We start from the raw sequence: 26,924 nt of genomic DNA, 5'->3' as shown, positions 1-26,924 counted from the left end.
CTATTTACCCTGCACGGCTCCGGGCACAACCCGAGAACCGGAGGGAAAGCCCGTTGGAGACAAAGACTCATGCACAAATTCAACTACTTTGTAGATAGATACAACGCCACCGCCTGCGTTGGCTGCGGTAGGTGCATCAAAAACTGTCCCGTAAACCTGGATATACGCCAAGCCTTGGCAGACGTCCGGGCAGTGGACTAGCGGAAGCGAGGTTGGAAAAGAGATGAGAAACCCTTATCTACCGCTGCCGATGAAACTGGTGAAGAACTTCACCGAGACATCAGACAAACTAATACACACCTTCACCCTGGAGTATTTAAATGAGCAGGATGCAGAAAGCTTTAAATACGAGCCGGGACAATTTGCGGAGCTAATGGTATACGGCAAGGGAGAGGCGCCCTTTGGCATAGCCTCCTCCCCCACCGAGAAGGGCATACTGAAATTCTCAGTGGCCAAGGTAGGAGTAGTATCCACCGCCCTGCACATGCTGGAGGAAGGGACCATCGTAGGAGTGCGTGGTCCCCTGGGCAACAGCTACCCCTTGGAGCAGCTTAAGGGCAAGAGCCTGACCATCATCGGAGGCGGCTTTGCCTTTACCACCCTGCGTTCAACCATCCAGTACATCCTGGACCCTGCCAACCGCGGGGACTATGGAGATCTAAACGTAATCTACGGAGCCAGAAATCCAGGGCTGCTGCTGTACAAGGATGAGCTGGCAGCCTGGGATGCCAGGGAAGACATCAACCTGGTAACCACCATTGACCGTGAGGTAGAGGGATGGACCGGAAGAGTGGGCTTCATACCCACCGTGACCAAGGAAGTGGCACCCAAGACCGACTATGCCATCATCTGCGGACCCCCGGTAATGATTAAGTTCACCCTGCCTGTGCTGGTAGAGTGCGGCTTTACCCCGGACCGGATTATCATGAGTCTGGAGAACAGAATGAAGTGCGGCATAGGAATGTGCGGCCGCTGCAACGTAGGCAGCAAATATGTCTGCAAGGACGGCCCGGTATTCACCAAGGAACAGCTGGATAAGCTGCCTAACGAATATTAAAATAATAGGTATTTAACGGATTCAGGGGTCGGTAATTTACCGACCCCTGTTTATATTTTACTGTTAAGTAGTATAAATTTTATAGCTTTGCAACCAGCAAGTTTTGTTGGCGAATAGAGAAACTAGGAAATTACTAGTAATATGAGTATAATAATTAATGATTGGCTAGAATTGGACTAATGCAAACTAAAGGAGAATTAGTTTAATGGATCAAGAGATAATGCTAATTAAGGAACTGGCTCAAGAAAATCCCTTTGCTAAAATGCTAAATATTGAAGTAACTGAATTGAAGCAGGGAGAATCTCGTATTGAAATTACCATTGGGCCAAACCATTTAAACCCAATGGGCACACTGCATGGAGGAGTATTATCGACCTTGGCAGATGTGGCCATGGGTACCGCTATAAGAACCCTGGGTAGAGTTGGAGTTACAGTTAACTTAAATACCAACTTTATAGCACCGGGTAAACCGGGAGAAAGAATCATAGCCATAGGTAAGGTAGTCCATCAAGGAAACACCATGATTTCAACAGAGTGTAATATAACAAGGGATGATGATGTTTTAGCACGGTCCACAGGACTATGGTTTGCGGTGAAATAGCCTAAAAATATTTGTTAATTAGTGCACATTATTTTCAATCCTTGGGAAAGACTTTATAAAAGTCATTTTAAGGAGGAATTTAGTGTGACTAAGGATGTTATTGAGGCAATAGAACAAAGACGTAGTGTCCGTTCCTTTACATCTGAGGAAATCCCCGAAGCCACTGTTGGTAGACTAGTGGAAGCTGCTCTAAGAGCGCCCAGCGCAGGCAACCTACAGCCATGGAAGATGGTGGTGGTATATAACTCAGAAAAAAGGCAGGCACTGGCAGCGGCCTGTCACCAACAGAGGTTTATTGCGGAGGCGCCTGTAAATATAGTGGTTCTGTTGGAAAAGGGTAAGTCAGCCGACGTATATGGTCAGAGGGGCGAAACATATCAGTATCAGGATATTGGCGCTGCCATAGAAAATATGCTGTTAGCAGCAACAGGTTATGGCTTGGGAAGCTGTTGGGTAGCTGCCTTTGATGAAGACAAAGTATCCCAGATAATAAAGGCCGGGGGAGATTTAAGGCCGGTGGCTATTATTGCCTTAGGACATAGTGCAGAGGACCCTAAACCTATTCCACGACGCAATCCCGAGGATGTAGTCACGGTCATTCACTAGAAGAGAATATTATCATCATTAAGACCCCCCCCGAGGGGTCTATTCTTTTTACCTTTTTGACCAGAAAAAATGATAAATATGTGGTAAATATTGCTTCCTCAACATGGGATGACAAAATTCTTAAGACAGAGGGTAATTATTTTTAGTAGAATATGTATGGTAATTGGATGGTAGAAAGGCGGTTTATTGTTGAATATTTTTTCTAACAGCTTAGTCAACGAACAAAGGAAGAATACTGTAACATATTTGTTTTTGCAAACTATAGTCATCCTCGGAATCAGTTTTATAGTTACCCTTTTGATAGTTCCTTTATATGAAAAGAATCCCGAAGTTTTACATACTATTATGGAGCTTGCTTGTATTTTTGTAGCCTTAGCTTCCTTTTTGGTTTTTTGGTTAACCCATGAGCAAGCCTCTCCACACCACCATTTATTAGGATTTGGCTTTCTCATCGTGGCAATTTTTGATATTTTCCATACTTATCATTATCAAGGTTTAAATTTATTTCCCGAGGGATATGATGAAATTTCAGCAAGATATTGGGTTATGGGTAGGATGACTGAAGCAGTCATTATACTAATTAGCATCGGTAAAATATTTCAGGAAATAAAGAAATGGACCGGTTTATTAATTTCAATTATCTTTGCCATGGGTACATCATTAATAATACTATACAACCCAGGCAGCATGCCTCAACTCCTTGAGGGACAGAGTGTAACCACCGTTAAAGTTTACCTAGAGTATTTGATAATCTTAATATTTGTTGCCTGTTTGGTTAACATAAGGAAACATCTTCACAGCCAGGAACAGGTTACCTATAGGTATGTATTTATGGCGGCACTTATCGCCATACCGGCAGAGCTATGCTTTACCCTATATACTAGTTTGGTGGCCTTTTCCTTAGTGTATGGGCATGTCCTTAAGCTGGCCTACTATTACTTTCTGTTTAAGGGTATTTTTTCAAGTACAGTAATCTACCCCCATATCAAACTGGAACAAACAAGTAGAAAATTAAGAAGCAACAATCAATATATGAGAGATACACTTAACACCATTCCTATGGGGCTTATCACCTTTGACGAGAAACTTTGCGTAACATTTATGAATCAAAGGGCAAGCGAAATACTGGAACTTGGGGAAGAAGAGCTAACGGGCAGCGAGCTAAAGCAAGTGGCCAAAGAAATTTCGGCTGTTCAATTGCCGGATATTGTAAGGGAACGCAGTAATGAACCACTGCCCAGGGATAAAAGGATTTTGGCCATTAGGAATACAAATGGTAAGAAGATAACCATAAAAATTAACAGGATCTTTTTAGAGGGCAGTGGGATGATCCTTATGTTTGATGACGCTATCAAAGAACAAGAGTTCAAAAATTTACGGCTACAAACGGAAACTATTCTAAGATCAGTACATCATGCAATAGCAATTACCGATAGGCTGGGTCAGGTGGTTCTTTGCAACCAGGCACTGGAAGACTTGGTAGAAACCAGTAGCAAAGAGCTAATTGGTCGGGATAAGGTATATATAAAAAATTTATTTAAAGTACAGAAGGAAAGAAATGATATTACTTGTACCGATGGCAGTAAGGCCTATGAAGCATCCTTTGTAACCATGAAAAATAATAAAAGACAAGCGCTGGTGCACATAAACCCGGTATTTAATGAAATGGGAGAGTATATCGGAGAGATTTTAGTTGGTTCAAATATAACTGAATTGAAGCAGCAACAGCAGTTTATTCAGCAACAAGAAAAAATGGCTATGTTAGGTCAAATGGCGTCGGGTATTGTTCATGAAATAAGAAATCCTTTGACTACAATTAAAGGTTTTAGTCAATTGATTAAACCTTTGGCCCGGGAAGCTAAACTTAAGGAGTATGTTACATTAATAGAGCAGGAGGCCAATGAAGTCAACAAAGTTGTAACGGATTTTTTAACCTTTGCCAGGCCCCATACCCCGGTTTTAAAACAAGTCTCACTGAATAAATTAGTTTTAGATATGAAGATGGTTATTGAGAGTCAGACATTTTTAGATGGTATAGAGCTAAACTTCCTCCTATCCACTGATGAACCTAGGGTAATGATTGATGAGCAACAGATAAAACAAGTGTTACTAAATATAGTTAAAAACGCCATTGAGGCTATGGAAGACACTGCTTCACCCAAACTGGTAATTAGTACCGGTATAAAGCATCAGGAAAAACAAGTTTTCCTAAGTATATCGGATAACGGTCCAGGAATGTCAGAAGAAACATCTAGAAAAATTGGGACACCCTTTTATACAACTAAGGATAAGGGCACTGGATTGGGCCTGAGTATTTGTTACCAAATGATAAAAGAACATCAGGGTCGAATTCAAGTTACAAGTGAATCAGGAGAAGGAACGACTTTCATTATTTTGCTACCCTATCAGAATCAGGAAAAGGGTAACAAAGAGCTATGCCAGGCAATTTAGTCCTTTTGTGGGTGTGACTTGACTTGGGGAGAAAGCCAGAGACATTTTTTCTTGGAAGTTTTCAACCCCTCAATGGTATTAGAGTCTATTAGGTGTTTGCTGTAACTGCCTGAAAAAAGGGAGTGGGCAGAATTAAAAACTACCGTTAATGTGGTTATTGTTGTCAATGCCAGGGAGGATAGGGAGCCAAAGATACCTAAGGCGCCTAAAAATTCACTGGTAAGTGTAACCCCTTGTACCCAGTGAACATTTCGTCTAATGGTATGCAGGGTTTTTCTGCTAAGGGCAATAGTCCTGTAGACCTGCCTGGGATCATTTTTATAACTAAGTATTTGGGCATGGGGAAGATGCATTTCTTTGCCTGTCAAAAATAAAAAATTGATGTTTGCTGAATTGTTAAGCTTTGGTCTATTGGGACCACTTACCCAGGCAATCTTTAAGCCTTTATTACGAAGGTTTTCTACCAAATTAATGGCTTCCATGTCATTTTGATGATTTGTGGGGGGTGACTGGTGAATATTGCCAGGGTCAAAATCCTCCACTTGGAGGCCCTCATCATGCAGTTTTTTTATGGTAGACTTGAGGTCATTAGTGTTTACTAAGGTTTCATCATCGAAGACAACCACATCAATATGACTAATTTCTTCCAGTGCCGCAGGACTTTTTATTGCTATACCCAAACCGGCTCCAACACTGGTGGCGGCAGAAAAGGCTGCCGGCGCGGCCAAACCCGCGGGGCCAGGTGCACCGGCTAGAAGAACTGCAAGGGTTCTTTCGAAATCTCTGGTAAAAAGAAAGACCAAGGCTGTGGTAAGGAGGGTAATGGGTAGAAGTCTTTCTGCATAGGCGAGGGCGGATTCACTGCCGATTTCCGGTTGCTGTATGGCATCGTCTAAAATATCTGCCAGTCTAGATAAAGAAGTGTCCCCTACCACCCTGTGCACTTTAACAGTCAGGCAACCCTTTTCTAAAATTGAACCTGCATCAAGAAGTTGACCAGGAGCAACTTTTTCTCCGGGAATTAGCAAAGCCCCACCCGAAATTACTTCTCCCTCAATAGGCACACAATCCCCCCGCTGGAAAACAGCTATATCCCCTGGAACAACGTCACCCGGTAATAAATGGTGTAGTCGTCCCCCTTTGACAACAGAAATTCGATTTCCCCTTTTAATCAAAATATTGCTAAAGGAATTACTTGCTGCCTTAAGGGATAGTTTTTGTATATATTCCCTAAGGGTACTCAACCATAGGGTCATTAGGCCTAAATATCCTTTACCAGTAATTGTCGTAAAGATACTAAGTATACTAATCACCAAATCATAATTTGGTCGTTTGTGTTTGCCATAGTAACTAATACCCCTTTTAAAAATCGGATAGCCCGTGGTTATCAGAGCCGCGGAAGTTATTGGTAAGCCCAGGCCTGGCAGGTTATAAAAAAGGGTTAAAACGGCACCCCCTGTTACTACTTGCTTAAGACTATTATCTCGAGTTTTATTAAGCCCTTTCTTTCTTTTTTTATAAGTCTGGGGGTGAGCAAGTACATTCTTTATTGTTTTTTGTATGGAAGCAACCATGAAATCCACGGGAATATTAGGATTAAAAGTCACCAAGCAGCTCCCGGTTTTCGTGTTAATCTGAACCTTAGAGATATCCTTGGATTGCATTAAGGCATCTTCAAGTTGTTCTGAAAGATTGCTATGTTTTATTTCGTAAAATCTTAGTCTAATTCTACCTGGAAGAACATGCATTATATTCACTCCCATTTGTGATTGCCTATATAGGTTGCCTCTGTTTGAACTAAAAAAATATTGAACTTTATTCCAAACTGACCAACAGTGGGGTTGCATTCCTAAGTTAAATTTTTATAAAATTAGGCGAGACTAGGTAAAAGAGAGAAATAGGTAAGGGGAGTTTGAAACTTGGAAATCGGTGTTAGATTTATTCCTAACCTTGATCATGCACGAAAAGAAATTGAGCTTATAGGCAGTGATCCGGGAGGTTGTAGTTTGATGACTCCAAAAGCAGTTCATCGGGTATTTAAAATATCCGGGCTAAATCCTAAACAGGCCAACATAGTTAAGCAGGAAATGCTGGCCAGGGGTGGGGAAGCCGCTGTTGCCAGGGGAGTAGTAAATCAATCTGTTGAGAAGTCAGATGTTTTATTAATGGGAACAACCAAACAATACCGAACCTTCACAGATAAACTAAAAATACAGCCCTTTGGATTATCAAAGTTGGCAGCTAAGATTAATGAGGCCCTAGCAGCACTGGAAGGTTATGGAGTTAGGCTGCTGAACTGCCGGGGTAAAGAATTGGAACTGGGCCGGAAAACCCTGATTATGGGCATCTTAAACGTTACCCCAGATTCTTTTTCCGATGGGGGAAAGTATATGGTACCGGAATTGGCCATGGAAAAGGCTTGTCAAATGGCCGAGGACGGGGCAGATATAATCGATCTGGGGGGTGTGTCCACAAGGCCTGGACACCAGGAGGTTAGCGAAGAAGAAGAGTTAAGAAGAGTTATACCCGTGCTGGAGAAACTTGCAGCAAATGTAAAGATTCCCATAAGCATTGACACCTGGCGAGCTAGGGTAGCAAAAGAAGCCTTGGAATCAGGGGCAAACATTATTAATGATCAATGGGCTCTACGGGCTGACCCGAACCTTGCCTCAGTGGTGGCTGATTATAAAGTGCCGCTAATAATGATGCATAACGGACAAGATACAAAATACCGGGATGTTATGGATGATATGATGTCTTTTCTAAAGAAAAGTATTGATATGGCCTGGGAGGCTGGTGTGCCACAGGGGAATATTATTGTTGATCCGGGAATTGGTTTTGCCAAGACCTATGAACAAAACCTTGAGGTACTACGAAGACTAAGGGAGTTAACCCTATTAGGCTGTCCCATCCTGTTAGGGACATCCCGAAAATCTGTAATCGCTAAAACCTTGAATTTGCCTGCTGACCAGAGGGTAGAGGGAACCGGCGCCACTGTTGCCCTGGGTATTGCTTCCGGGGCAGATATTGTTCGGGTTCATGATGTTAAAGAAATGACCAGGGTGGCCAGGATGAGCGATGCCATTATCAGGGGGATAATATAATGACAGATAAAATAATCCTGGCGGGGATGGAATTTTTTGGCTTTCACGGGGTTTTCGAAGAGGAGCGTAGGCTAGGCCAAAAATTCCAGGTAGATCTAGTGCTCTACCTGGATCTGGCCCCGGCCGGTTGCTCAGATAATATTGAACAATCAGTAAGCTATGCTGAAGTATTTGAATTAGTTAAAGGTGTAATGACCGGCAAATCCCTCAACCTGTTGGAGGCCCTGGCTGAAGAAATTAGCAAGGTGGTTTTAGCTTCCTTGCCATTGGTAGAGGGATTGAAAGTGGTTGTTAAAAAGCCCGGAGCACCTATTCCCGGAAATTTTGAATATATGGCTGTGGAGATTAATCGGAAGAGGATATAATGCAATGGAGATAACCTATCTAAGCTTAGGCAGTAACATTGGTAACCGTCAACAGCATATTGCCGCCGCCCTCAAAAAAATGTCCGAAAATAATAGAATAACAATATTAAGGGTTGCACCCATATATGAGACGGCCCCCTGGGGTAATGAAAATCAAGATTGGTTTTTAAATACGGTTGCGGAAATTGAAACGTCTTTAACCCCCCAAGAACTCCTGGAGCAATTATCAAATATTGAGACAGCCCTTGGCAGGACCAGAGAACAGCACTGGGGACCAAGGACCATAGACCTAGATATTCTGCTATACGGTCAGGAACAGATAAACCTACCAAACCTCCAAATCCCACACCCTCGCATGACCCAGCGGGCCTTCGTACTGGCCCCCCTAGCCGACCTGTGCCCCGACATGATACTGCCAGACGGTCAAAATATTAATACTCTATTAAAAAAAGTAGCCACCCAAGAACTAAAAAAGATTCAAAAACCAACAAGTTAACATTCGGGTGACAGGCACCTTTTTGTTAACTTGTTGCTGATCCATTTTTTTGCTGAATGTGTGTCCTGTACTTCTCCGGTTATTTGTGCTTCATTCAACATTTCCAGATACTCTCCGATCATTGGACCTCTAGGTACCCCAAGGGCGAGTAAATCGTCTCCCTTTAGGAAGCTGGGAGGGTTATAAAAGTTTTGTCTGCTGCTGTACTCTTCAATTAGCTTTAAGCAAAAGCTGGTATAGGCTGAGGATTCGCTAAGCCTTTCTCCTGCAGTATAGGTGGCGGTTAAGTCGGCAAGGGAAAGGATTAGTACATCAAAGGGGGTTGGCTGCAGGTCCCGAAACAAACGGTAAACTGCCAGGTCTGATTTATCCCTGGAGGTATACAAGTGCAGGGGTTTCATGTGAAACCGAACTAAGTCCAATAGGTATTGTTTTTCTAACCAGGACATTTTAAGTTGCTTGGCAAGGATTTCAGCATAGGGAAGCCCTGCCTCTGGATGTCCGTGAAAGGAAATAGTGCCATTTTCATTGGTAGAGGCTGTATCAGGTTTTCCCACGTCGTGAAGCAGGGTAGCTAGCTTTAAGACAGACATACGACTTTTTCTGCCGGCTAGCTCAGCTTGTAGTTTCTCCAAGAGAAATTGACCATTAGATAGGATGATAGGCAATTCCTTGATAATAGATTCTAGGCAGGCCATGGTGCGAAGGGAGTGACGCCAAACATTTTCCACATGATAGTAGTTCTGGCGTGTCTCCTCCATGCGGAGCCTTCCTGGCAGCAAGTAATGCCATAGCTCCAACTCCCGGTCCATATAATCTACCCAGGTGTAGCTGTGGTGTAGTGACAGTAGGGACGCTAACTCTTGCCATATTCGTTCACCAGCTGATTCATGGATCCTTCTAGCCCCCTGTTTAATTAATACACTGGTAGGGGGAAGTATGGACAGATTGTAGCGGGCAGCCAGGCGAACTCCACGTAAAACCCTAAGGGGGTCATCTAATAGAGAAGAGTTACTGACCGCTCTCAGTAACCCTAATTTAATATCCTGTAAGCCTCCTAGTGGATCAATTAGTTTGCTTATCCATTCATTGTTGTAATCACTTAGCTTAATAGCAAGGGCATTGATTGTAAAATCCCTTGCCAAGAGGTCTCTTTCTATGCAATTACCTTTCAAGGGAGAAAGATCTATTTGATAATGGGGTTTAACAACGACCCTTACAGTTTCCCTTTCTTGATCCATTACAACAACAGTGCCCTGAAGTTCTTTAGCCAGTAATTCAGCCAGGGGCAGGCATGAACCTGAAACAACCAGGTCGATATCCCGGGGATCATATCCCAACAGTTTATCCCGAATTGTACCACCCACCAGGTAAAGGGAACAATCAAGGGAAGAGGCAAGACTTGAAATTTGTTTCAAGATTTCCCACATGATATCCACCACCACTAAAGTGAGATGTGTTATGCCACAGCTTTCCTAATGATATATATTCTGTACAGCATCCAGGCACAGGTAGCTACAATAATAACAGTAAACAGCCAGACAAAGGGACCAATGCCAGACCAGTTACCCCGAACAACTTGAACCATACCCAGCTGGATATAAAAGAGCATGGTCGAGGCCTGTAGGTTGAGAACTGTCATTCCATCAACGATAATTGCACGAACCTTTTCTAATTGTTCAGTACTTAACTTGTCCCGATTAGGAATATTTATTATATCCCTGATATCCTTACGCCTGGTAAATACTAATGTTAGCCCGGATAGAATTCCATACAAAGTAATTTGCAAAAAGGGCAAGCTAAATACACCGGAAAAGGATTTAGCGCCCCAGGTGTCAGGTATACCAGCAGTATTAAAATGAGTGGGGATTTGTTCCGGCATGGTTGGATAATTGGTTACGGCCATGTAAAGGGTAACCAGCACTAATACAGCGGGAATTGCTAATCTGTGAGTTAAATTGATCCTTTGCATAATCAAAACCTTTCAATGTTATTAAGATTGTTCTCATTATAGCACCAATTATTTACCTCTGTCTTTAGAAAGACATTATGAAAATTCAAACAAAGGGTATAAATGGTTGTTAGCTAATGAAAACAATGGTATTATTGTTTTCGGGTAGTATCTTTCGAGAACTGCACCTATATGTACGAATTTAAAAAACATATATTTCCGCTTGGAACCAAAATTGGACCGAGACGGGAGGTGTATATTTGAAAAAACCTTTCGATTTGGTCGGGGGTTTTTATGCTTTTTTAGGGTTAATTAAATTGAACTATTTAGGGAGGAACATTATGATTCCCAAACCTTCCTTTGCAATTATTGGCGCAGGAAAAGTAGGTTGTGCCTTGGGTAAACTTTTAGTGGAGCGGGGCTATACTGCCCTTGGAGTTTATAGCAGGACCACAGCCCATGCCAGTTTCCTGGCAGAACAGCTTAATGCAAAACTTTATAATCACCCGGCCGAGGCTGCAGCCGAGGCTCAGTTGGTCTTTATTACAACTACCGACAGAGAGATTAGTGGTGTGGCGGGCATCATTGCCAGAAAGGGAGTTTGCCGTCCTGGGCAGGTCTTTATACACACCAGCGGTGCCTTGCCGAGCGATATAATGCAATCCGTAAGGCAAGAGGGTTCCTGGGCCATTTCTATTCATCCTCTACAGACCTTTTCGGATGCTGATAGTGCCAAGGTAAATTTGCCCGGCTCTTGCTTTGCAATTGAGGGCGATAGGGAAGCTTTGCCATTGGCCCTGGAACTGGTTAATGATTTACAGGGTAAGTATTTCATTATTCAGCCAGAAGATAAGCCCCTTTATCATGCTGCTGCTGTGGTGGCTTCGAATTATTTAGTGTCTTTAATCAACTTAAGCACTACCATTTATAAAAATTTAGGTTTGAGTGAAGAACAATCATTAGAAGCGTTGTTTCCATTAATCCAGGGTACACTAAACAATATTGCTAAATCAGGTTCTGCAGCTGCACTTACCGGTCCGGTCGCCCGAGGAGATGGAAGCACTTTGCTAGGTCATCTCAAAGCTTTGAATCAAATGGATTGGAGGGTTCAGGAGGCCTATCGCAGCTTGGGCTTATATACAGTAGGTGTAGCCGTAGAGAACGGAAGTATAACGCAAAATGAAGGGACTGCACTGAGTAACATATTTATGGAGGTTAATAACTATGAACAAAAGGGTAACTACTGCCGACTTCCGGCGTATGAAGCAGGAAGGCAACCCAATAGCCATGCTAACCGCTTACGACTATCCGACGGCTATGTTGGTAGACGCTTCAGGTATAGACGCCATTCTGGTGGGGGACTCCTTAGGTAACGTAGTTCTAGGGTATGACTCAACGGTACCGGTAACTATGGAGGATATAATTCATCACCTGAAGGCAGTTAGCAGAGGAGCAAAGAGGGCCATGGTTGTTGGAGATATGCCCTTTTTATCTTATCATATCTCCCGGGAAGAAAGTGTACGTAACGCTGGGAGGCTGCTCCAGGAGGGAATGGCCCAGGCTGTAAAACTGGAAGGTGGAAGTGAAGTAGCGGAAACAATTAGGGCCATAACTGCTGCCGGTATACCTGTTATGGGGCATTTGGGACTAACCCCGCAATCTGTCCACCAGTTGGGAGGCTTTAGGGTACAGGGAAAAGACGGAGATGGGGCCCGCCGCTTAATCGAAGATGCCAAGAAAATTGAAGAGGCGGGAGTATTTGCCATTGTACTGGAATGCATTCCACAGCAGTTGGCCAAGGTAATAACTGCGGAGGTTTCGGTACCGACAATTGGTATTGGAGCAGGGGTAGGCTGTGATGGGCAGGTTTTGGTGATAAATGATATTTTAGGAATGTATTCCGAATTTACTCCAAAATTCGTCAAGCAATATGTCAGATTAAAGGAACAAATTGTACAGGCATGCTCAGCTTATAAGGATGAAGTTAAAAACAAAAAATTCCCCGGCCCGGAAAATTCCTTTAACATGGCTGAGGAAGAAATGAAAAAGATATATTAGGTGATTGTCAATGAGATTATGTAAAACTATTAACGAGATAGGCGCTTTGATAAAATCACTTCGGATTGAGAATAAAACGGTGGGATTGGTTCCCACTATGGGGTATTTGCACGAGGGTCACTTAACTTTGGTCAGGGAGGCCCGGCAATGTTGTGATGTTGTTGTTATGAGTATTTTTGTAAACCCCACCCAATTTGGGCCCAAGGAGGATTTCGGTTCCTATCCCCGGGATTTGCAAAGGGATTCTGAGTTAGCGGAAGAAGCTGGTGTTGACATAATATTTGCTCCCGAGGTGGAGGAAATGTATCCACGGGGATTTAGAACCAGCGTAGACGTAGAAGAGATAACTGACGTGTTATGCGGAGCTGCCAGACCGGGCCATTTCCGGGGTGTTGCAACGGTGGTTACTAAACTTTTTAATATAGTGCAGCCGGATATGGCTTTCTTTGGTCAAAAGGATTACCAGCAGGTCTTGGTGATCAAGGGACTGGTAAGGGACTTAAATATCAACGTTAAGATTATAGATGTCCCCATAGCTAGAGAATTAGACGGACTGGCCCTTAGTTCCCGCAATGTATATTTATCTAAGTCTGAAAGGGAGGCTGCCAAAGTGCTATCACGAAGTTTAGCTAAGGCACAGGAACAGGTGGCTAATGGCGTAAGGGATATTGAGAAAATTAGGGAACTAGTATTATCTGAAATAGAATCGGAACCATTGGCCCGGATAGATTATGTGGAAATCCGGTCAATCCCGGATCTTAAGGATTTAAAAGTTTTAGAAGACCGCGCGTTACTCGCACTGGCGGTAAAGTTCGGCAATACCCGTTTGATTGACAACAAGGTGTTGGAGGTCTAATAAGTTGTTGCTTTTTATGTTTAAATCTAAAATTCACAGGGCTACCGTAACTGAGGCAAATTTAAATTATATGGGTAGTATTACCATTGACCGGGAGCTAATGAAAGCTGCAGGAATCTTACCTAATGAAAAGGTACAGGTGGTTAATAATAATAATGGTGCCAGGTTGGAAACCTATGTAATTGAAGGGGAACCTGGAACAGGTGTCATTTGCTTGAACGGCGCGGCAGCCAGGTTAGTTCAGCCCGGAGACCAGGTAATAATTATTGCCTATACGATGATAGATGAAAAAGAGGCAGCCGGCTTTAAACCAAAGGTAGTTATGGTAGACGAACAAAATAAAATCACAAAGATCATTGCCAATGAAGTTCAAGGAATGACTGGGTAGGACAGAATATATTGACAATCCTTCGCCCACTGGATAGAATTGCTACAAGGCTTGACTAATCGGAAAATTTTGATTTGTGATAACGGCTTTCTTTGGACAAGGAGTTGATTTAGTGTCAATAGAAGAAAAAATTATTAGCCTAACTGAAGACATTAAAAGATTAAAGAAAGAAAGAAACGCCATCATATTGGCCCACGTTTACCAAAGACCCGAGGTTCAGGAGGTTGCCGACATTATTGGTGACTCATTGGAGCTTTCAAGGCGAGCTGCTGAGACCGATGCTGATGTTATAGTTTTCTGTGGTGTTCACTTCATGGCCGAAAGTGCAGCTATTCTATCCCCGCAAAAAACAGTATTACTGCCCGAAGAAAATGCGGGTTGTCCTATGGCTGATATGGTTACTGCAGAGGCATTGCGAGCCAAGAAAGAGGAAATGCCCGGTGCTGTTGTAGTGGCCTATGTCAACACCTCTGCCGAGGTTAAGGCGGAAAGTGATATTTGCTGCACATCAGCCAATGCAGTTAAGATTGTTCATTCGATCCCCGAAGATAAGGAAATCATTTTTATTCCCGATAAAAATCTTGGGATGTTTGTGGCCACTAAAACAAACCGGCCTATGACCCTCTGGGAGGGCTGGTGCAATACCCATGATTGGGTAACTACTGAAGAAGTAACCAAGGCCAAGGAAGAACATCCAGATGCTCTAGTATTGATTCATCCGGAATGCCGCCCGGAAGTAACTGCTATGGCAGACTATGTTTCAAGTACAACAGGACTTATTAAGTTTGCCAAAGATAGTGAAGCCAAACAGTTTATAGTGGGAACAGAGTCAGGGATATTACACCAGATGTATAAACAGTGTCCCGGAAAAGAATTTTTCTTGGCAACTAAACGTCTGGTTTGTCCAAATATGAAGGCTACTACCCTTGATAAGGTAAAAAAGGCTCTGGAAACCATGCAGCCCCAGATTACCGTACCCTCGCAAATTAGAGAAAAGGCTTTAATTTGTTTAGAACGGATGTTGGAAGTTAAATAATATGTAAATTTAACCTGGTTATATATGGTAACTGGTTGTGCCCGAAAGGGGAGAGGTTTTTGTCTAGCAAATACCTGGTAAATTTTGATTCGGCTGAATTACCTCAGGAAGAGGCTGAGTATTTAATTATCGGTGGAGGCATTGCAGGACTGTTTACCGCCTGGGCAGCAGCCCAGGCGGGTGCCCGTGTTACCCTTGTGACTAAAAGAAGCATTGCTGAAAGTAATACTGACCGTGCCCAGGGTGGCATTGCTGCTGCTTTAGGACAACATGACTCGCCAGAGCTTCATTTGCAAGATACCTTAATTGCAGGTGCCGGGCTTTGCGATCATGATGCAGTGAGAACTCTTGTCACGGAAGGTCCTGAAAGAGTAAAAGAACTCATCGACATGGGTGCCTCCTTCGATCGTACAGGTAACCAGCTTTGCTTTACCCGAGAAGGCTGTCACAGTCAAGACAGAATACTGCATGCCCAGGGAGATGCCACCGGGGCTGAAATACTTCGTACCTTAAGTCAAAAGGTTGTGGCTATTCCCAATGTAGATGTGGTAGAAAATATGTATGTAATTGATCTGCTGGTCAAAAACAATACCTGTTACGGAGCCCTCGGCATGGATCAGGTTACCGGCAAATTAAAAATTTTTAGGGGTCGTATTGTTGTGTTGGCTACCGGTGGGTCTGGACGATTATATAATTACACCACAAACCCCGAAGTAGCTACAGCTGATGGCATAGCCTTGGCCTACCGTGCCGGGGCTGAGGTTATGGATATGGAGTTTATCCAGTTCCATCCAACTTCCCTTGTGTTACCTGGAGCACCTAGGTTTCTTATTTCTGAAGCTGTCAGGGGAGAAGGTGCACTGCTGCGCAATGCCAGGGGGGAAAGATTTATGCCCCAGTATCATGGCATGGCAGAGTTGGCTCCAAGGGATATTGTTTCAAGGGCAATTTTAAGTGAAATGGCAAAAACCGGTGCTGATTCGGTTTTTCTTGACGTAACTCATATAGCCCCAGATAAAATCAGAGAGAGATTTCCAACTATTACTACCACTTGCTCAAAATACGGCCTGGACATAACCAAGGAATTGATCCCGGTTGCCCCTGCGGCCCATTATATGATGGGTGGGGTTAAAACGGATTTGTGGGGGGAAACCAGTATCTCCAGGCTTTTCTCATGTGGCGAGGCCAGTTGTCTGGCAGTCCACGGGGCAAATAGACTAGCCAGTAATTCTCTACTTGATGGCCTTGTATTTGGAGGAAGAATCGTTCAGCGGGCTGCCTATGTGTTAGAGAATACCCAAAGGGATAAACCACATTTTCATTGTGAGTCATTACAGCCAACACCAAATATTGACTATGAGTTCCTACGCAGGAAATTGCAGCATATTATGGGGGAAAAGGTTGGACCACTCAGGACTGCCCTTAGATTGGCCGAAGCCCTGGCATTCTTTGAGAGATGGGCCTTTTTAAAGAACCACGAGGCTAAAGAAACTTTCCAGATGGAGGTTCATAATATGCTTGAGGTTGGGGAACTGATAACCGAAGCAGCCATGATGAGAACAGAGAGTAGGGGAGGACACTTTAGACTGGACTATCCCGAAACTTCTGAGCGTTGGCGTAAGCATGTCATTCTTAGGCATTAAACGGAGGGTTCCATGGAACTAAATATGATTCAGCTTAAAAAGTTGATAGATATATCCCTCATTGAAGATATCGGCACCGGTGACATAACCACCACCAGTACGGTTCCTGCTGGCTCATCTACCAAAGGAATTATTTATGTCAAGGAACCTGGTGTGGTTGCAGGAGTAGCAGTGGCGGAGGCTGTTTTTCGCCGGCTTTCCGAGGAAATTAGGTTTGCTAGTAAGGTAGTGGATGGGGCATGGTTGGAGCCGGGGGCAACAATTGCCGAGGTGGAAGGTGATGCCCGAGCTATCCTATCAGGTGAACGGCTGGCCTTGAATTTTTTACAAAGAATGAGCGGCATAGCAACGAGAACCGCCGCTTTGGTGGAAAAAGTAAAACTTTATCCCGTTAGGGTGGTAGACACCAGGAAAACTACCCCTGGCTTGCGTATGTTGGAAAAGTATGCAGTCAGGGTAGGTGGCGGCTTTAATCACCGCTACGGCCTATATGATGCTGTACTAATCAAGGATAACCATATAAAGGTCGCAGGTGGAATTACTAAGGCCATTATGGCAGCACGCCAGAATGTACCCCACACGGTAAAGATTGAGGTAGAAGTTGAAACCTTAGCCGGGGTAAGTGAAGCCCTGGATGCCCGTGCGGATGTTATAATGTTGGACAATATGGACCCGGCCACCATGAAAGAAGCGGTAAAACTCGTGGATGGCCGTGCCTTAGTTGAGGCATCGGGAGGGATAAATGAGGAAACCATAATCCCGGTGGCTAAAGCCGGAGTGGATCTGATATCTGTGGGTGCCCTGACCCATTCAATAAAATCCCTTGATATTAGCCTGGATATCGGAGAGATCAAAGCAGCAAAAACACAATAAATTACCCCCCTAGGGGGTTTTGTTTTTTTGGTAGGACTTTTGTCCCTACAGAACCTGCCATTGGCACTATTACTTTATGACCAGTTTAATCGTATGATTAATACAGAAGGTTTAAGGTAATAAGTGGGGGGAATAAAAAAATGATCAAATGTTCTCATGCAAATGGTAAATACGGCTGTAATGCCCTTATAAATAATGGATATGCAAAAAATTCCCTGGTAGTATCTGAAAACTGGTTTAGTAAATATTGCTGCACACTGGACTATCGAGCATGTCCCAATTTAAAAGCTGCCCTAAGTATAAAGCAAGATAAAGAAAAGAGAAGCACCATAGGTGGCTCCCTTGGTCAAGCCAACAAGGGGAATGATAAAATGGCAAACAAGAATCCAAAGGCAAAGGTTAAAACTGCGGTACATGCCCACGGTGGTCAAGCCACGCACTATTGTGAGCGACCCTGGCGCAGTGCAGACTTACGATTTCGTGTTTCAAAATCAGAGTTTTATAACCGTCCATGGCTATCATAAGCACCAGTAAGGGTGCTTTTTTGTTGTAAAACCCGAATATAGGTAGTTTCTCGACAATTTGTAAGCACCGGTAAGGGTGCTTTTTTGATGGAAAATAAGTATAGACAAAAAACGTTAACCACAAAAAAAAACAAGTTGACAAATTGCGTATAAAGTAATAAAATGCCAAAAGGTGATGAAAAATGGATGATCCTAAATATAAGATTTTAGAGTTACTCAGAACAGAGCGGCCGGATTATGTTTCTGGGGAATTTATTTGCCAGCAACTGGGTGTTTCTCGGACTGCCATTTGGAAAAATGTAGAATCCTTGCGGCAAGATGGTTATGAAATTGAAGCAAAGCCTAGATCAGGTTATAGATTACTCTCATCTCCCGATACTGTTAGGGCAGCTGAATGGTTATCCGGACTGCAGTCCCAAGCCATAGGATTAAACTCCCATTACGTCAAACTCACATCCTCTACCAATGATCTAGCTAAGGAATTAGCCAAGGAGGGTGTGAAGGATGGCACGGTGGTTTTAGCCGAAGAGCAAAGTGCCGGAAAGGGGAGATTGGGCAGAGCCTGGCAAAGTCCAGGTCGCTCAGGGCTCTACTTTTCTGTAATATTAAAACCCGAGGTAAGTCCCATGGAGGTTACCCAAATAACCATGATGGCTTCGGTAGCGGTGGCTAAGACCCTAGAAAGGGCATTTGGTGTACCTGCAAGGGTGAAATGGCCTAACGATATTTACATCCAAGGGCGCAAGGTTTGCGGCATATTAGCGGAAATGGCAGCTGAGGCTGATAAGGTTAGATTTATTGTCTTAGGTATTGGTATTAATGTAAACCAGAGCATAGAGGATCTGGGGATGCTAGAACAAACAGCCACTTCCCTAAGGGCACAGGTGGGTTACATCGTTAGTAGGGCGGAACTCCTAAAGACACTACTGGAAGAAATGGATTATTTATATATTAAATGGCAGCAAGAGGGTTTTGACCCCATAAAGAAAATGTGGAAGGATTTGGCCCTATGGATCGGACATACGGTAACTGTAAGTGGTTTACAAAAAACATGGGCTGGTGAGATGGTTGATATAGATGAATACGGGGCATTGGTTATAGGGTTTGCAGATGGAACCAGACAAACCTTTTACTCCGGAGATGTTTCCTTAAGAATGAGTGGTTAGTGGGCTAAGGCCCACTAAAAATTACATAAAACGTCAACCAAAAACAATAAAAGGGTTAACAAAGGAGGAATATTTTTTGAAATTTTCTAGTAGAGAAATTGCTTTAGCCGGTCTAATGGCTGGAATAATGGTCGTAGTAACGGTTATAACAAGGATTCCCTTCGTTTATGCTGCAGTTCCCTTTAGCATGCAGCCCCTGATTGCAATTTTAGCAGGGCTATTACTTGGGGCAAGGGCAGGGGCACTAAGTGTTATAGTTTATATAATCCTTGGGTTAATCGGGTTACCAGTATTTGCAACTGAACCCTTCGGGGGACCGGCTTATATACTGAAGCCAACCTTTGGGTTTCTCCTAGGGCAGGCAGCTGCAGCCTATGTTGCGGGTGCAATAATGGGGAAATGTCAAGAAATCAGAAAACATCACTATATTTTGGCATCCTTGGTTGGGATGGGGGTATTATACCTGGTGGGGCTTCCTTACCTGTTCGGAATATTGAATTTTTATCTGGGCAGTGCAACAACGGTAGGTAAAGTTTTGCAGATTGGCTTTCTTCCCTTTTTTCTCTGGGATATAGTTAAGGCGGTGGTGGTGGCCCTCTTAGCCATGGCTATTCATAGACGGCTGCCTGATTACTCACCTGCCGGCAAAGGACCAAGTCTTTAAATGGGGATCCAAAAAAGAGCCAGGCTATTTTTAGCCCATGGCTCTTTCTGTCTAAGCAAGAATTGCTTTTTTTATCTCTTCTAGCCCCATTCTTTCAACAAACTTCCACATTCTCTCTCCGTTTTTGCCATTCTCACGATAATAGTTAATCAGTTTAGTGGCTATGGCTACCACTTCCTCACCAGTGAGGTCTTCTGCTAGTAGTTTCCCTATATGAGGTATGGAACTGGAGTTGCCACCTATGACCACCGAAAAGCCGTTTGGTTTTCCGAAAGCACCAAAGTCTCTCATCCAAGACTCACAACAATTAAGGGGACAGCCGGAAATGCCCATTTTAAACTTATTAGGCAGAGACATGCCGCTAAAAAGTCTGTCAAGCTGAACTGCCAGACTAAGGGAGTCCTGCTTGCCAAATTTGCAGAAACTTGTTCCTGGACAGGCCTGAACACTTCTCACACATAAACCTGTTGCCGGAGCTGGGTCCATACCCAAATCTGCCCAGATTTTTTCCACATCTTCGCCCTTTATACCCACTAAAGCGACCCGCTGGGAGGTTGTTAGTTTTACCACAGGTATTTGATATTTATCTACTATATCTGCCAATTTGCGCAGTAGCTCTGAGGAAAGTAATCCTGCAGTGGTTTTAGGAACGATGGCGTAGGTTTCATTATCCCTTTGAAGAATCGCTCCCCTTGGAGTATCATTCATCGAAAAGCCCCCTTTGCATAATTCTTAACCATAAAATAATTCTACAAAAATTAGTGCTTACCTTTGCTGCTTTTCATATGTTGTACTTTTGTAATAAAGTTTGGTAGAATTGCTTGTGAACAAGGTGAAAGGCGGTAAGCAGATGATTCTTGTAATTGATATAGGTAATACTAATATTGTGCTGGGTGTATTTGATGAGAAGACATTAGTGGCTAACTGGCGCATCTCTACGGACCGCAATCGAACCGCAGATGAATATGGAGTGTTACTTAAGGAACTTTTCAGTCTTAGCGGAATAAGCATGAAATCCGTTGAGGCAGTTGTTATAGCCTCAGTTGTACCCCCTGTGAATGTGTTATTGGAGTCCATGGCTAAAAAATATTTCAACCTGCAGCCAATGATAATAGGACCAGGTATTAAAACTGGAATTTCAATAAAAACTGAAAACCCGAGGGAAGTAGGGGCAGATAGAATTGTAAACGCAGTTGCTGCCTATACCCTGTATGGAGGTCCTCTGGTCATTGTAGATTTTGGTACTGCCACTACCTTTTGCTGTGTAACCGGCAAGGGTGAGTATATGGGTGGAGCCATAGCACCTGGCATAGGTATTTCCACAGAAGCACTTTTTGCAAGGGCGGCCAAGCTTCCCCGGGTAGAACTCACCAGGCCATTATCGGTCATTGGTAAAAATACAATTACAGCTATGCAGTCAGGTATAGTTTTTGGCTTTGCTGGTCAGGTAGAGTTTCTGGTAAAGAGAATGAAACAGGAAATGGGCGCTGCCGATGCTCAGGTTATTGCTACAGGTGGTCTAGCCGAAGTTATAGCCCAACAGACTGCAGTGATTGATAAGATTAACCCCTTTTTAACCTTGGTTGGTTTAAGGATTATCTTTGAGCGAAACCAAATACAGACTTCCACCGGGGGAGCACATACATGCAGATAGGCTCAGTTAAATTGGCAAACCAGGTAATCTCAGCACCTATGGCTGGTGTGACCGATCGGGCTTTTCGCATCTTGGCCAGGGAGAATGGTTGTGGTTTAGTTGTTACCGAGATGGTTAGTGATTTAGCGTTAATCTTTGCCAACCCTAAAACCTTACGAATGCTTGACTTTCGAGATGAGCAATCACCCCTTAGTGTGCAGATTTTTGGCTCGGATCCCGAGACCATGGGTAAGGCTGCGGCAATAGTTGTGGAGCGGGGCGCTAATATAGTAGATATTAACATGGGCTGTCCCACCCCCAAGATTGTCAAAAACGGTGAAGGAAGTGCCCTAATGAAAAACCCTGACCTGGCAGCGAAAATTGTGGAGTCCGTGGTAGACTCGGTTAGGGAAGTCCCGGTAACCGTAAAGATGCGCAAGGGTTGGGATGAGGATTCAGTTAATGCTGTTAGCTTTGCCAAGACTGTGGTAGAAGCCGGGGCCGCTGCTGTCGCAGTTCACGGGAGAACCAGAAATCAGTTTTATAGCGGTAAAGCCGATTGGAACATTATCAAACAGGTAAAGGAAGCTGTCTCGGTGCCTGTAATTGGTAACGGAGATATTTGGGCCCCCCGGGATGCCTTAAAAATGCTAGAGGAAACAGGGTGCGATGGTGTTATGGTGGGGCGGGCGGCCATGGGTAATCCCTGGCTGTTTAGGGAGATAATTCATTATTTAAATCATGGTACAGAATTGCCGCCCCCAACTCCTGAAGAGAGAATTAATACTGCCATTAGGCACCTGGAGCTAATGGTAGAATCTAAAGGAGAACAGATTGCCGTTTTTGAGATGCGAAAGCATGCTGCCTGGTACACAAAGGGAATACGCGGTGCTGCACGGATCAGAGAATCTATAAATAAATGCTGCAGTAAAAAGGAAATAGAAGACATACTTAATAGCCTTAAAGGATAAGGAGAAAATTTTTCAAGCCTTCTTCCATTAATTAATAATTATTAATTCCCCCGAGGCATATGATGGTAAAGTAATACAACGGGAATGGGGGAAGGAAATTGAATAAATTCGCCTTTATTATACATCCCCTGGATTGTGGTGACGTAGCAAGAAAGTTTAGCTTTACCAGGTACATGCCGAGCCCACTGATAGAACAGACGTTAAGGTTTCTCCCCCCAATTAAGATATCTTCCATAACGGGTATTGGTTCAGACGTAGCCCAAACAGAGGGATTCTTCTTGTCTTGTATGCTTACTGCAAGGCAGATAATTTCTTTGCCAAAGCCCTTTGTACTAAATAAAATTATTCAAACGGGTCGGATGGCAGAAAAAATGGGAGCCCAGGTGGTGGGACTAGGGGCCTTTACTAAGATTGTTGGAGATGCGGGAATTACAGTGGCAAAAAATTTAAATATACCTGTAACCACTGGGAATAGCTATACTGTTGCCACTGCCTTGGAGAGTGCTAAAAGGGCTGCGTCTTTAATGGGACATAATCTCAAGACAATTCAGGTAGCAGTTATTGGCGCAACAGGCTCTATAGGTTCAGTTTGTGCTTTATCATTGTCAAGGGATGTCAAAAATCTGATCCTTGTGGGCAGAAATGAGGCTAAACTTAATCTGCTGGCAGATAGGATAATGTACGAAACGGGCTTGGCTGCAGAAGTTACTTCTAATGTGAAGAAGGCCTTAAGAAAGTCAGATTTAGTTATAACGGTTACCAGCGCATTAGACACAATTATTGAACCTGAGGATCTAAAGCCAGGGGCAGTGGTTTGCGATGTGGCCAGGCCCAGGGATGTCTCCAGAAGAGTTGTAGAGGAAAGAAATGATGTGCTGGTTATTGAGGGTAGCATTGTGGAGGTTCCGGGGGATGTAAAATTCAACTTTAATTTTGGTTTTCCGCCCAAAACCGCCTATGCCTGTATGGCAGAGACCATGATCCTAGCCCTGGAGGGACGCCTAGAAAGCTATACCTTAGGTCGAGAGCTTACCCTGAGACAGGTTGATGAAATACATAAGCTTGGACAAAAGCATGGGTTTAAGCTGGCAGGTCTGAGAAGTTTTGAAAAACCAATTTCAGAAGAAGAGATTAATTTAATTAAACAAAGGGTAATAATAAAAGTGTCATAATAATACTGACAGTGTTGCAAAATGCATCCTTGACAAATATTACCCAGGTTTTTATAATGTACAGGAACAATCAACCAGATAGGTAAGCACTGCAATTGGGCGACAGCCCTTTGCAGTGCTTTAAATGTACTAAGGGCTTTGTCAAATATGTTTAGATGAAGAAAATATTGTCTTAGATAAGGAGAATTTAGATGAAAGAAAAAGACGTAATGCTCACGGTCACTGGCCTAAAGCAATTGGAAGATGAGCTCGAGCAGCTTAAGACTGTTAAAAGACGTCAAGTAGCGGAGAGAATAAAGCAAGCCATTGAATTCGGAGATATTAGCGAAAACTCTGAATATGAGGATGCCAAAAATGAGCAAGCCTTCATAGAAGGTCGTATACTTACTCTGGAAAAGATGCTCCGCAATGCAAAAATTATTGATGATGAGAATATTGGTATCGAAGTTGTATCCCTTGGCTCTAAGGTGGTTATTAAAGACCTGGAATTTGGTGATGAATTAGAGTATTCTATCGTGGGTTCAGTGGAGGCTGACCCAGATAAGAATAAGATTTCCAATGAATCACCAGTAGGAAAAGCTATCATAGGCCAACCAAAGGGTAGTGTCGTGGAGGTATCAGTACCGGCAGGGGTACTTAAATATGAGATTTTAGATATCCTAAAGTAATTTTGGGGTAAGCATGGGGGTTTTTAAAGTAATGACAGACTTAAAAAAACAGAATTTAGTACAGCCGGCTACGCCTGAGGTGGAAGCCGGCCAAAGTACTGTAGAGGATTTAAATGAACTTATGAAGGTCCGCAGGGAAAAGCTTAACGAGCTATTTTCCCAGGGGGTTGAGCCCTATGGCGAGAAATTTGAGCGTACTCACTTTACCTCTGATATTGTTGATGATTTTGAAGCCATGGAAGGACAAAATGTTATACTGGCGGGAAGAATTATGGCCAAGCGCATTATGGGTAAGGCCAGTTTTGCTAACGTTCAGGACAGTGTGGGCAATATTCAGATTTATGCTAGGCTTGATGAACTCGGCACAGAGGAATATGGTCGTTTTGACAAGTTAGATATTGGGGATATCATTGGCTGTAGCGGTAAGGTATTTAAAACACGTAAAGGTGAAATCACGATACATATTGATAGTTATAAATTGCTGTCTAAATCACTGAGGCCTTTGCCTGAGAAATGGCACGGACTGAAGGATGTGGATTTGAGATATCGCCAACGTTACGTGGACCTTATAGTAAATCCTGAAGTTAAACAAACCTTTATCATTAGAAGTAAAGTTGTTAGGGGAATAAGGAACTTCCTTGACCAAAAGGGTTTTTTGGAAGTAGAAACACCAATGATGCACCCCATTGCTGGTGGAGCCAGTGCCCGTCCCTTCATAACCCATCATAATACCCTGGACATGAACTTATTCATGAGGATAGCCCCGGAGTTGTATTTAAAAAGGCTTTTGGTTGGGGGCTTTGATAAAGTTTATGAAATCAACAGGAATTTCCGGAATGAGGGGATTTCTACAAAGCACAATCCTGAATTTACAATGATTGAACTATATCAGGCCTATGCAGATTATCATGACATGATGGATCTTACGGAGGACTTAATATCCCAGGTAGCTGAGGAAGTGTTGGGTACCAATGTAGTGGAGTATGAGGGGACCGAAATAATGCTGGGTAAACCCTGGCGGCGGGTGCCTATGCTGGAAATCGTCAAGGAGCATTCAGGACTTGATTTTACCCAGCTAAAAGATGCCAAGGAAGCCTATGCTGCTGCTAAGGGTCTAGGTTTAGAAGTGGAAAAGGGCAGCTCCTGGGGAGATATATTAAACTTGGTATTTGAAGAAAAGGTTGAGGACAAGCTCATTCAGCCAACATTTGTTATAGATTACCCGGTGGATATTTCCCCGCTGGCCAAGCGGCAAAAGGAGCGCCCCGAGTTAACCTATCGTTTTGAGCTATTTATCTACGGTAGAGAAATGGCCAATGCCTTTTCTGAGCTTAATGATCCCATAGATCAAAAGGGCCGCTTCTTAGCCCAGGTGGAAAAACGGAAAGCTGGAGACGATGAGGCCCAAATGTATGATGAGGATTATATCCAGGCCCTTGAATATGGTATGCCACCGGCAGGGGGGCTGGGCATTGGCATAGATAGGCTAGTTATGCTGTTGACCAACTCATCTTCCATTAGAGATGTAATACTTTTCCCCCTGATGAGACCCAGAGATTAATAAAACATTTTCAAATTTCCTTTGACATTAGCCGCCGGGAGTGATATTATATCTTTTGCGACCCGGCGGTTTTATACTGGGCAAGCAACAAATATTATTACAATTCAACAATCTTAAATGATACTTGACATAGATTTTACATTGTGATAATATTTGAAATCGAGGGCGATTTTAGCCAGAAGAAATAAAATGAAAATTACCAAAAACTTGCACTTGAAACAGAGCGAGGGACATGGTAAGATGTAATTCCTGGCCGAGAGGACAGGCAAACAAAACGGTCTTTGAAAACTAAACAGTAGATGATGAATGCAACTTGGTTTAGTCATAAGTCGAGGTAACTCGAGACTATGACAACCACAAATGAATTCTCGTCAAGCGTTATATACAAACGCTAGCAAGTAATTCCTAAACAAGTAAAAGAAGAGCTAATCAACTCTTTAAATATTGCAAGATATTTAATGGAGAGTTTGATCCTGGCTCAGGACGAACGCTGGCGGCGTGCTTAACACATGCAAGTCGAACGGAGTTTAAGTTGAAACCTAGTGATACTTAAACTTAGTGGCGGACGGGTGAGTAACGCGTGGATAACCTGCCTGATAGCCTGGGATAACAGCTGGAAACGGCTGCTAATACCGGATACGCTAATTGGAATGCATGTTCTAATTAGGAAAGATTAATCACTATCAGATGGATCCGCGTCCCATTAGCTAGTTGGTGGTGTAATGGACCACCAAGGCGACGATGGGTAGCCGGCCTGAGAGGGCGAACGGCCACACTGGGACTGAGACACGGCCCAGACTCCTACGGGAGGCAGCAGTGGGGAATCTTCCGCAATGGGCGAAAGCCTGACGGAGCAACGCCGCGTGAGGGAAGAAGGCCTTCGGGTTGTAAACCTCTGTTTTCAGGGACGAACAAATGACGGTACCTGAAGAGAAAGCTCCGGCTAACTACGTGCCAGCAGCCGCGGTAATACGTAGGGAGCAAGCGTTGTCCGGATTTACTGGGCGTAAAGGGCGCGTAGGTGGTTCATTAAGTTAGAGGTAAAAGTTCGGGGCTCAACCCCGTGATGCCTCTGATACT

27 protein-coding genes and 1 rRNA gene are annotated in these 26,924 nt (G+C 43.6%); 24 read left to right on the top strand and 4 right to left on the bottom strand.

What is annotated here, in order from left to right:
* The 5 genes from P6N53_RS17255 to P6N53_RS17235 all read left to right on the top strand — a co-directional run.
* Positions 1-201 (top strand): 4Fe-4S dicluster domain-containing protein (locus P6N53_RS17255; protein ID WP_304545402.1); only part of this gene is annotated, 201 nt, incomplete at its 5' end.
* A gap of 22 nt (positions 202-223) precedes the next feature.
* On the top strand, positions 224-1,057 hold the full coding sequence (locus P6N53_RS17250) for an FAD/NAD(P)-binding protein (RefSeq protein WP_304545401.1): 834 nt from the start codon (positions 224-226) through the stop codon (positions 1,055-1,057).
* 205 nt (positions 1,058-1,262) lie between these two features.
* Positions 1,263-1,658 carry a PaaI family thioesterase gene (locus P6N53_RS17245; RefSeq protein WP_304545399.1) on the top strand — a complete coding sequence of 132 codons (396 nt, stop codon included), beginning with the start codon at positions 1,263-1,265 and terminating at the stop codon, positions 1,656-1,658.
* An 84-nt stretch (positions 1,659-1,742) separates the two neighbouring features.
* Positions 1,743-2,264 (top strand): nitroreductase family protein, encoded by a 522-nt coding sequence (locus tag P6N53_RS17240; protein WP_304545397.1) that lies wholly within the window; start codon positions 1,743-1,745, stop codon positions 2,262-2,264.
* 189 nt (positions 2,265-2,453) lie between these two features.
* On the top strand, positions 2,454-4,715 hold the full coding sequence (locus P6N53_RS17235; protein ID WP_304545394.1) for an MASE3 domain-containing protein: 2,262 nt from the start codon (positions 2,454-2,456) through the stop codon (positions 4,713-4,715).
* Here P6N53_RS17235 and P6N53_RS17230 read toward each other — a convergent pair.
* Positions 4,712-6,463, bottom strand: a complete 1,752-nt coding sequence (locus P6N53_RS17230; RefSeq protein ID WP_304545392.1) for an HMA2 domain-containing protein — start codon at positions 6,461-6,463, stop codon at positions 4,712-4,714. The two genes, P6N53_RS17235 and P6N53_RS17230, sit on opposite strands and share 4 nt — an antisense overlap.
* Positions 6,464-6,634: 171 nt before the next feature.
* On the opposite strand from P6N53_RS17230, the gene folP reads away from it, so the two are divergent.
* The 3 genes from folP to folK are packed head-to-tail and all read left to right on the top strand — an operon-like array spanning position 6,635 to position 8,680.
* A complete protein-coding gene (folP, locus tag P6N53_RS17225; RefSeq protein ID WP_304545390.1) occupies positions 6,635-7,819 on the top strand; it encodes a dihydropteroate synthase in 1,185 nt (394 codons plus the stop codon).
* The gene (gene folB / locus P6N53_RS17220) at positions 7,819-8,184 is read left to right on the top strand and encodes a dihydroneopterin aldolase (protein WP_304545388.1); all 366 of its coding nucleotides are present in this window, start codon (positions 7,819-7,821) and stop codon (positions 8,182-8,184) included. Before folP ends, folB begins: the two co-directional genes overlap by 1 nt.
* Before the next feature lie 4 nt (positions 8,185-8,188).
* Entirely contained in the window at positions 8,189-8,680 is a 492-nt protein-coding gene (folK, locus tag P6N53_RS17215; protein ID WP_304545386.1) for a 2-amino-4-hydroxy-6-hydroxymethyldihydropteridine diphosphokinase, read from the top strand.
* Here folK and P6N53_RS17210 read toward each other — a convergent pair.
* Positions 8,677-10,110, bottom strand: a complete 1,434-nt coding sequence (locus tag P6N53_RS17210; protein ID WP_304545385.1) for a CCA tRNA nucleotidyltransferase — start codon at positions 10,108-10,110, stop codon at positions 8,677-8,679. The genes folK and P6N53_RS17210 overlap by 4 nt on opposite strands.
* A gap of 29 nt (positions 10,111-10,139) precedes the next feature.
* A complete protein-coding gene (locus P6N53_RS17205; RefSeq protein ID WP_304545383.1) occupies positions 10,140-10,652 on the bottom strand; it encodes a DUF1648 domain-containing protein in 513 nt (170 codons plus the stop codon).
* Between the two features lie 320 nt (positions 10,653-10,972).
* On the opposite strand from P6N53_RS17205, the gene P6N53_RS17200 reads away from it, so the two are divergent.
* The 10 genes from P6N53_RS17200 (at position 10,973) to P6N53_RS17155 (ending at position 19,839) form a co-directional block, all read left to right on the top strand.
* Positions 10,973-12,004, top strand: a complete 1,032-nt coding sequence (locus P6N53_RS17200; RefSeq protein WP_304545381.1) for a Rossmann-like and DUF2520 domain-containing protein — start codon at positions 10,973-10,975, stop codon at positions 12,002-12,004.
* Positions 11,892-12,689: a 3-methyl-2-oxobutanoate hydroxymethyltransferase gene (panB, locus tag P6N53_RS17195; protein ID WP_304545404.1), complete on the top strand. Its 798-nt coding sequence runs from the start codon at positions 11,892-11,894 to the stop codon at positions 12,687-12,689. Before P6N53_RS17200 ends, panB begins: the two co-directional genes overlap by 113 nt.
* Positions 12,690-12,699: 10 nt before the next feature.
* Positions 12,700-13,545, top strand: a complete 846-nt coding sequence (gene panC / locus P6N53_RS17190; RefSeq protein WP_304545379.1) for a pantoate--beta-alanine ligase — start codon at positions 12,700-12,702, stop codon at positions 13,543-13,545.
* Between the two features lie 4 nt (positions 13,546-13,549).
* Entirely contained in the window at positions 13,550-13,933 is a 384-nt protein-coding gene (gene panD / locus P6N53_RS17185) for an aspartate 1-decarboxylase (RefSeq protein ID WP_304545377.1), read from the top strand.
* Positions 13,934-14,045: 112 nt separating this feature from the next.
* Positions 14,046-14,969, top strand: coding sequence for a quinolinate synthase NadA (nadA, locus tag P6N53_RS17180; protein ID WP_304545375.1), 924 nt, complete (start codon positions 14,046-14,048; stop codon positions 14,967-14,969).
* Between the two features lie 59 nt (positions 14,970-15,028).
* Entirely contained in the window at positions 15,029-16,612 is a 1,584-nt protein-coding gene (gene nadB / locus P6N53_RS17175) for an L-aspartate oxidase (protein ID WP_304545373.1), read from the top strand.
* Between the two features lie 12 nt (positions 16,613-16,624).
* Positions 16,625-17,485 (top strand): carboxylating nicotinate-nucleotide diphosphorylase, encoded by an 861-nt coding sequence (gene nadC, locus P6N53_RS17170; protein ID WP_304545371.1) that lies wholly within the window; start codon positions 16,625-16,627, stop codon positions 17,483-17,485.
* Between the two features lie 140 nt (positions 17,486-17,625).
* Positions 17,626-18,009 (top strand): hypothetical protein, encoded by a 384-nt coding sequence (locus P6N53_RS17165; protein ID WP_304545369.1) that lies wholly within the window; start codon positions 17,626-17,628, stop codon positions 18,007-18,009.
* Between the two features lie 182 nt (positions 18,010-18,191).
* Positions 18,192-19,175: a biotin--[acetyl-CoA-carboxylase] ligase gene (locus tag P6N53_RS17160; protein ID WP_304545367.1), complete on the top strand. Its 984-nt coding sequence runs from the start codon at positions 18,192-18,194 to the stop codon at positions 19,173-19,175.
* A gap of 76 nt (positions 19,176-19,251) precedes the next feature.
* Entirely contained in the window at positions 19,252-19,839 is a 588-nt protein-coding gene (locus P6N53_RS17155) for a biotin transporter BioY (protein WP_304545365.1), read from the top strand.
* 51 nt (positions 19,840-19,890) lie between these two features.
* On the opposite strand, the gene P6N53_RS17150 is transcribed toward P6N53_RS17155, so the two are convergent.
* Positions 19,891-20,547, bottom strand: a complete 657-nt coding sequence (locus P6N53_RS17150; RefSeq protein ID WP_304545364.1) for a ferredoxin-like domain-containing protein — start codon at positions 20,545-20,547, stop codon at positions 19,891-19,893.
* A 142-nt stretch (positions 20,548-20,689) separates the two neighbouring features.
* Between P6N53_RS17150 and P6N53_RS17145 the strand changes: the two genes are divergently transcribed.
* The 6 genes from P6N53_RS17145 to P6N53_RS17120 all read left to right on the top strand — a co-directional run.
* A complete protein-coding gene (locus tag P6N53_RS17145; protein WP_304545362.1) occupies positions 20,690-21,493 on the top strand; it encodes a type III pantothenate kinase in 804 nt (267 codons plus the stop codon).
* Complete coding sequence (dusB, locus tag P6N53_RS17140) at positions 21,484-22,443, top strand: tRNA dihydrouridine synthase DusB (RefSeq protein ID WP_304545360.1); 960 nt, start codon at positions 21,484-21,486, stop codon at positions 22,441-22,443. Before P6N53_RS17145 ends, dusB begins: the two co-directional genes overlap by 10 nt.
* Before the next feature lie 98 nt (positions 22,444-22,541).
* Complete coding sequence (locus P6N53_RS17135; protein ID WP_304545359.1) at positions 22,542-23,615, top strand: shikimate dehydrogenase; 1,074 nt, start codon at positions 22,542-22,544, stop codon at positions 23,613-23,615.
* A 191-nt stretch (positions 23,616-23,806) separates the two neighbouring features.
* Positions 23,807-24,283 (top strand): transcription elongation factor GreA, encoded by a 477-nt coding sequence (gene greA, locus P6N53_RS17130; protein ID WP_304545357.1) that lies wholly within the window; start codon positions 23,807-23,809, stop codon positions 24,281-24,283.
* Between the two features lie 31 nt (positions 24,284-24,314).
* The gene (gene lysS, locus P6N53_RS17125) at positions 24,315-25,844 is read left to right on the top strand and encodes a lysine--tRNA ligase (protein WP_304545355.1); all 1,530 of its coding nucleotides are present in this window, start codon (positions 24,315-24,317) and stop codon (positions 25,842-25,844) included.
* A 455-nt stretch (positions 25,845-26,299) separates the two neighbouring features.
* Positions 26,300-26,924 (top strand): 16S ribosomal RNA (locus P6N53_RS17120); the annotation flags it as partial.

The organism is Desulforamulus aquiferis (genome assembly GCF_030577015.1).
Classification (GTDB): domain Bacteria; phylum Bacillota; class Desulfotomaculia; order Desulfotomaculales; family Desulfotomaculaceae; genus Desulfotomaculum; species Desulfotomaculum aquiferis.
Note: the sequence above shows the minus strand (reverse complement) of the source record. Positions and strands in the feature narration are given on the sequence as shown.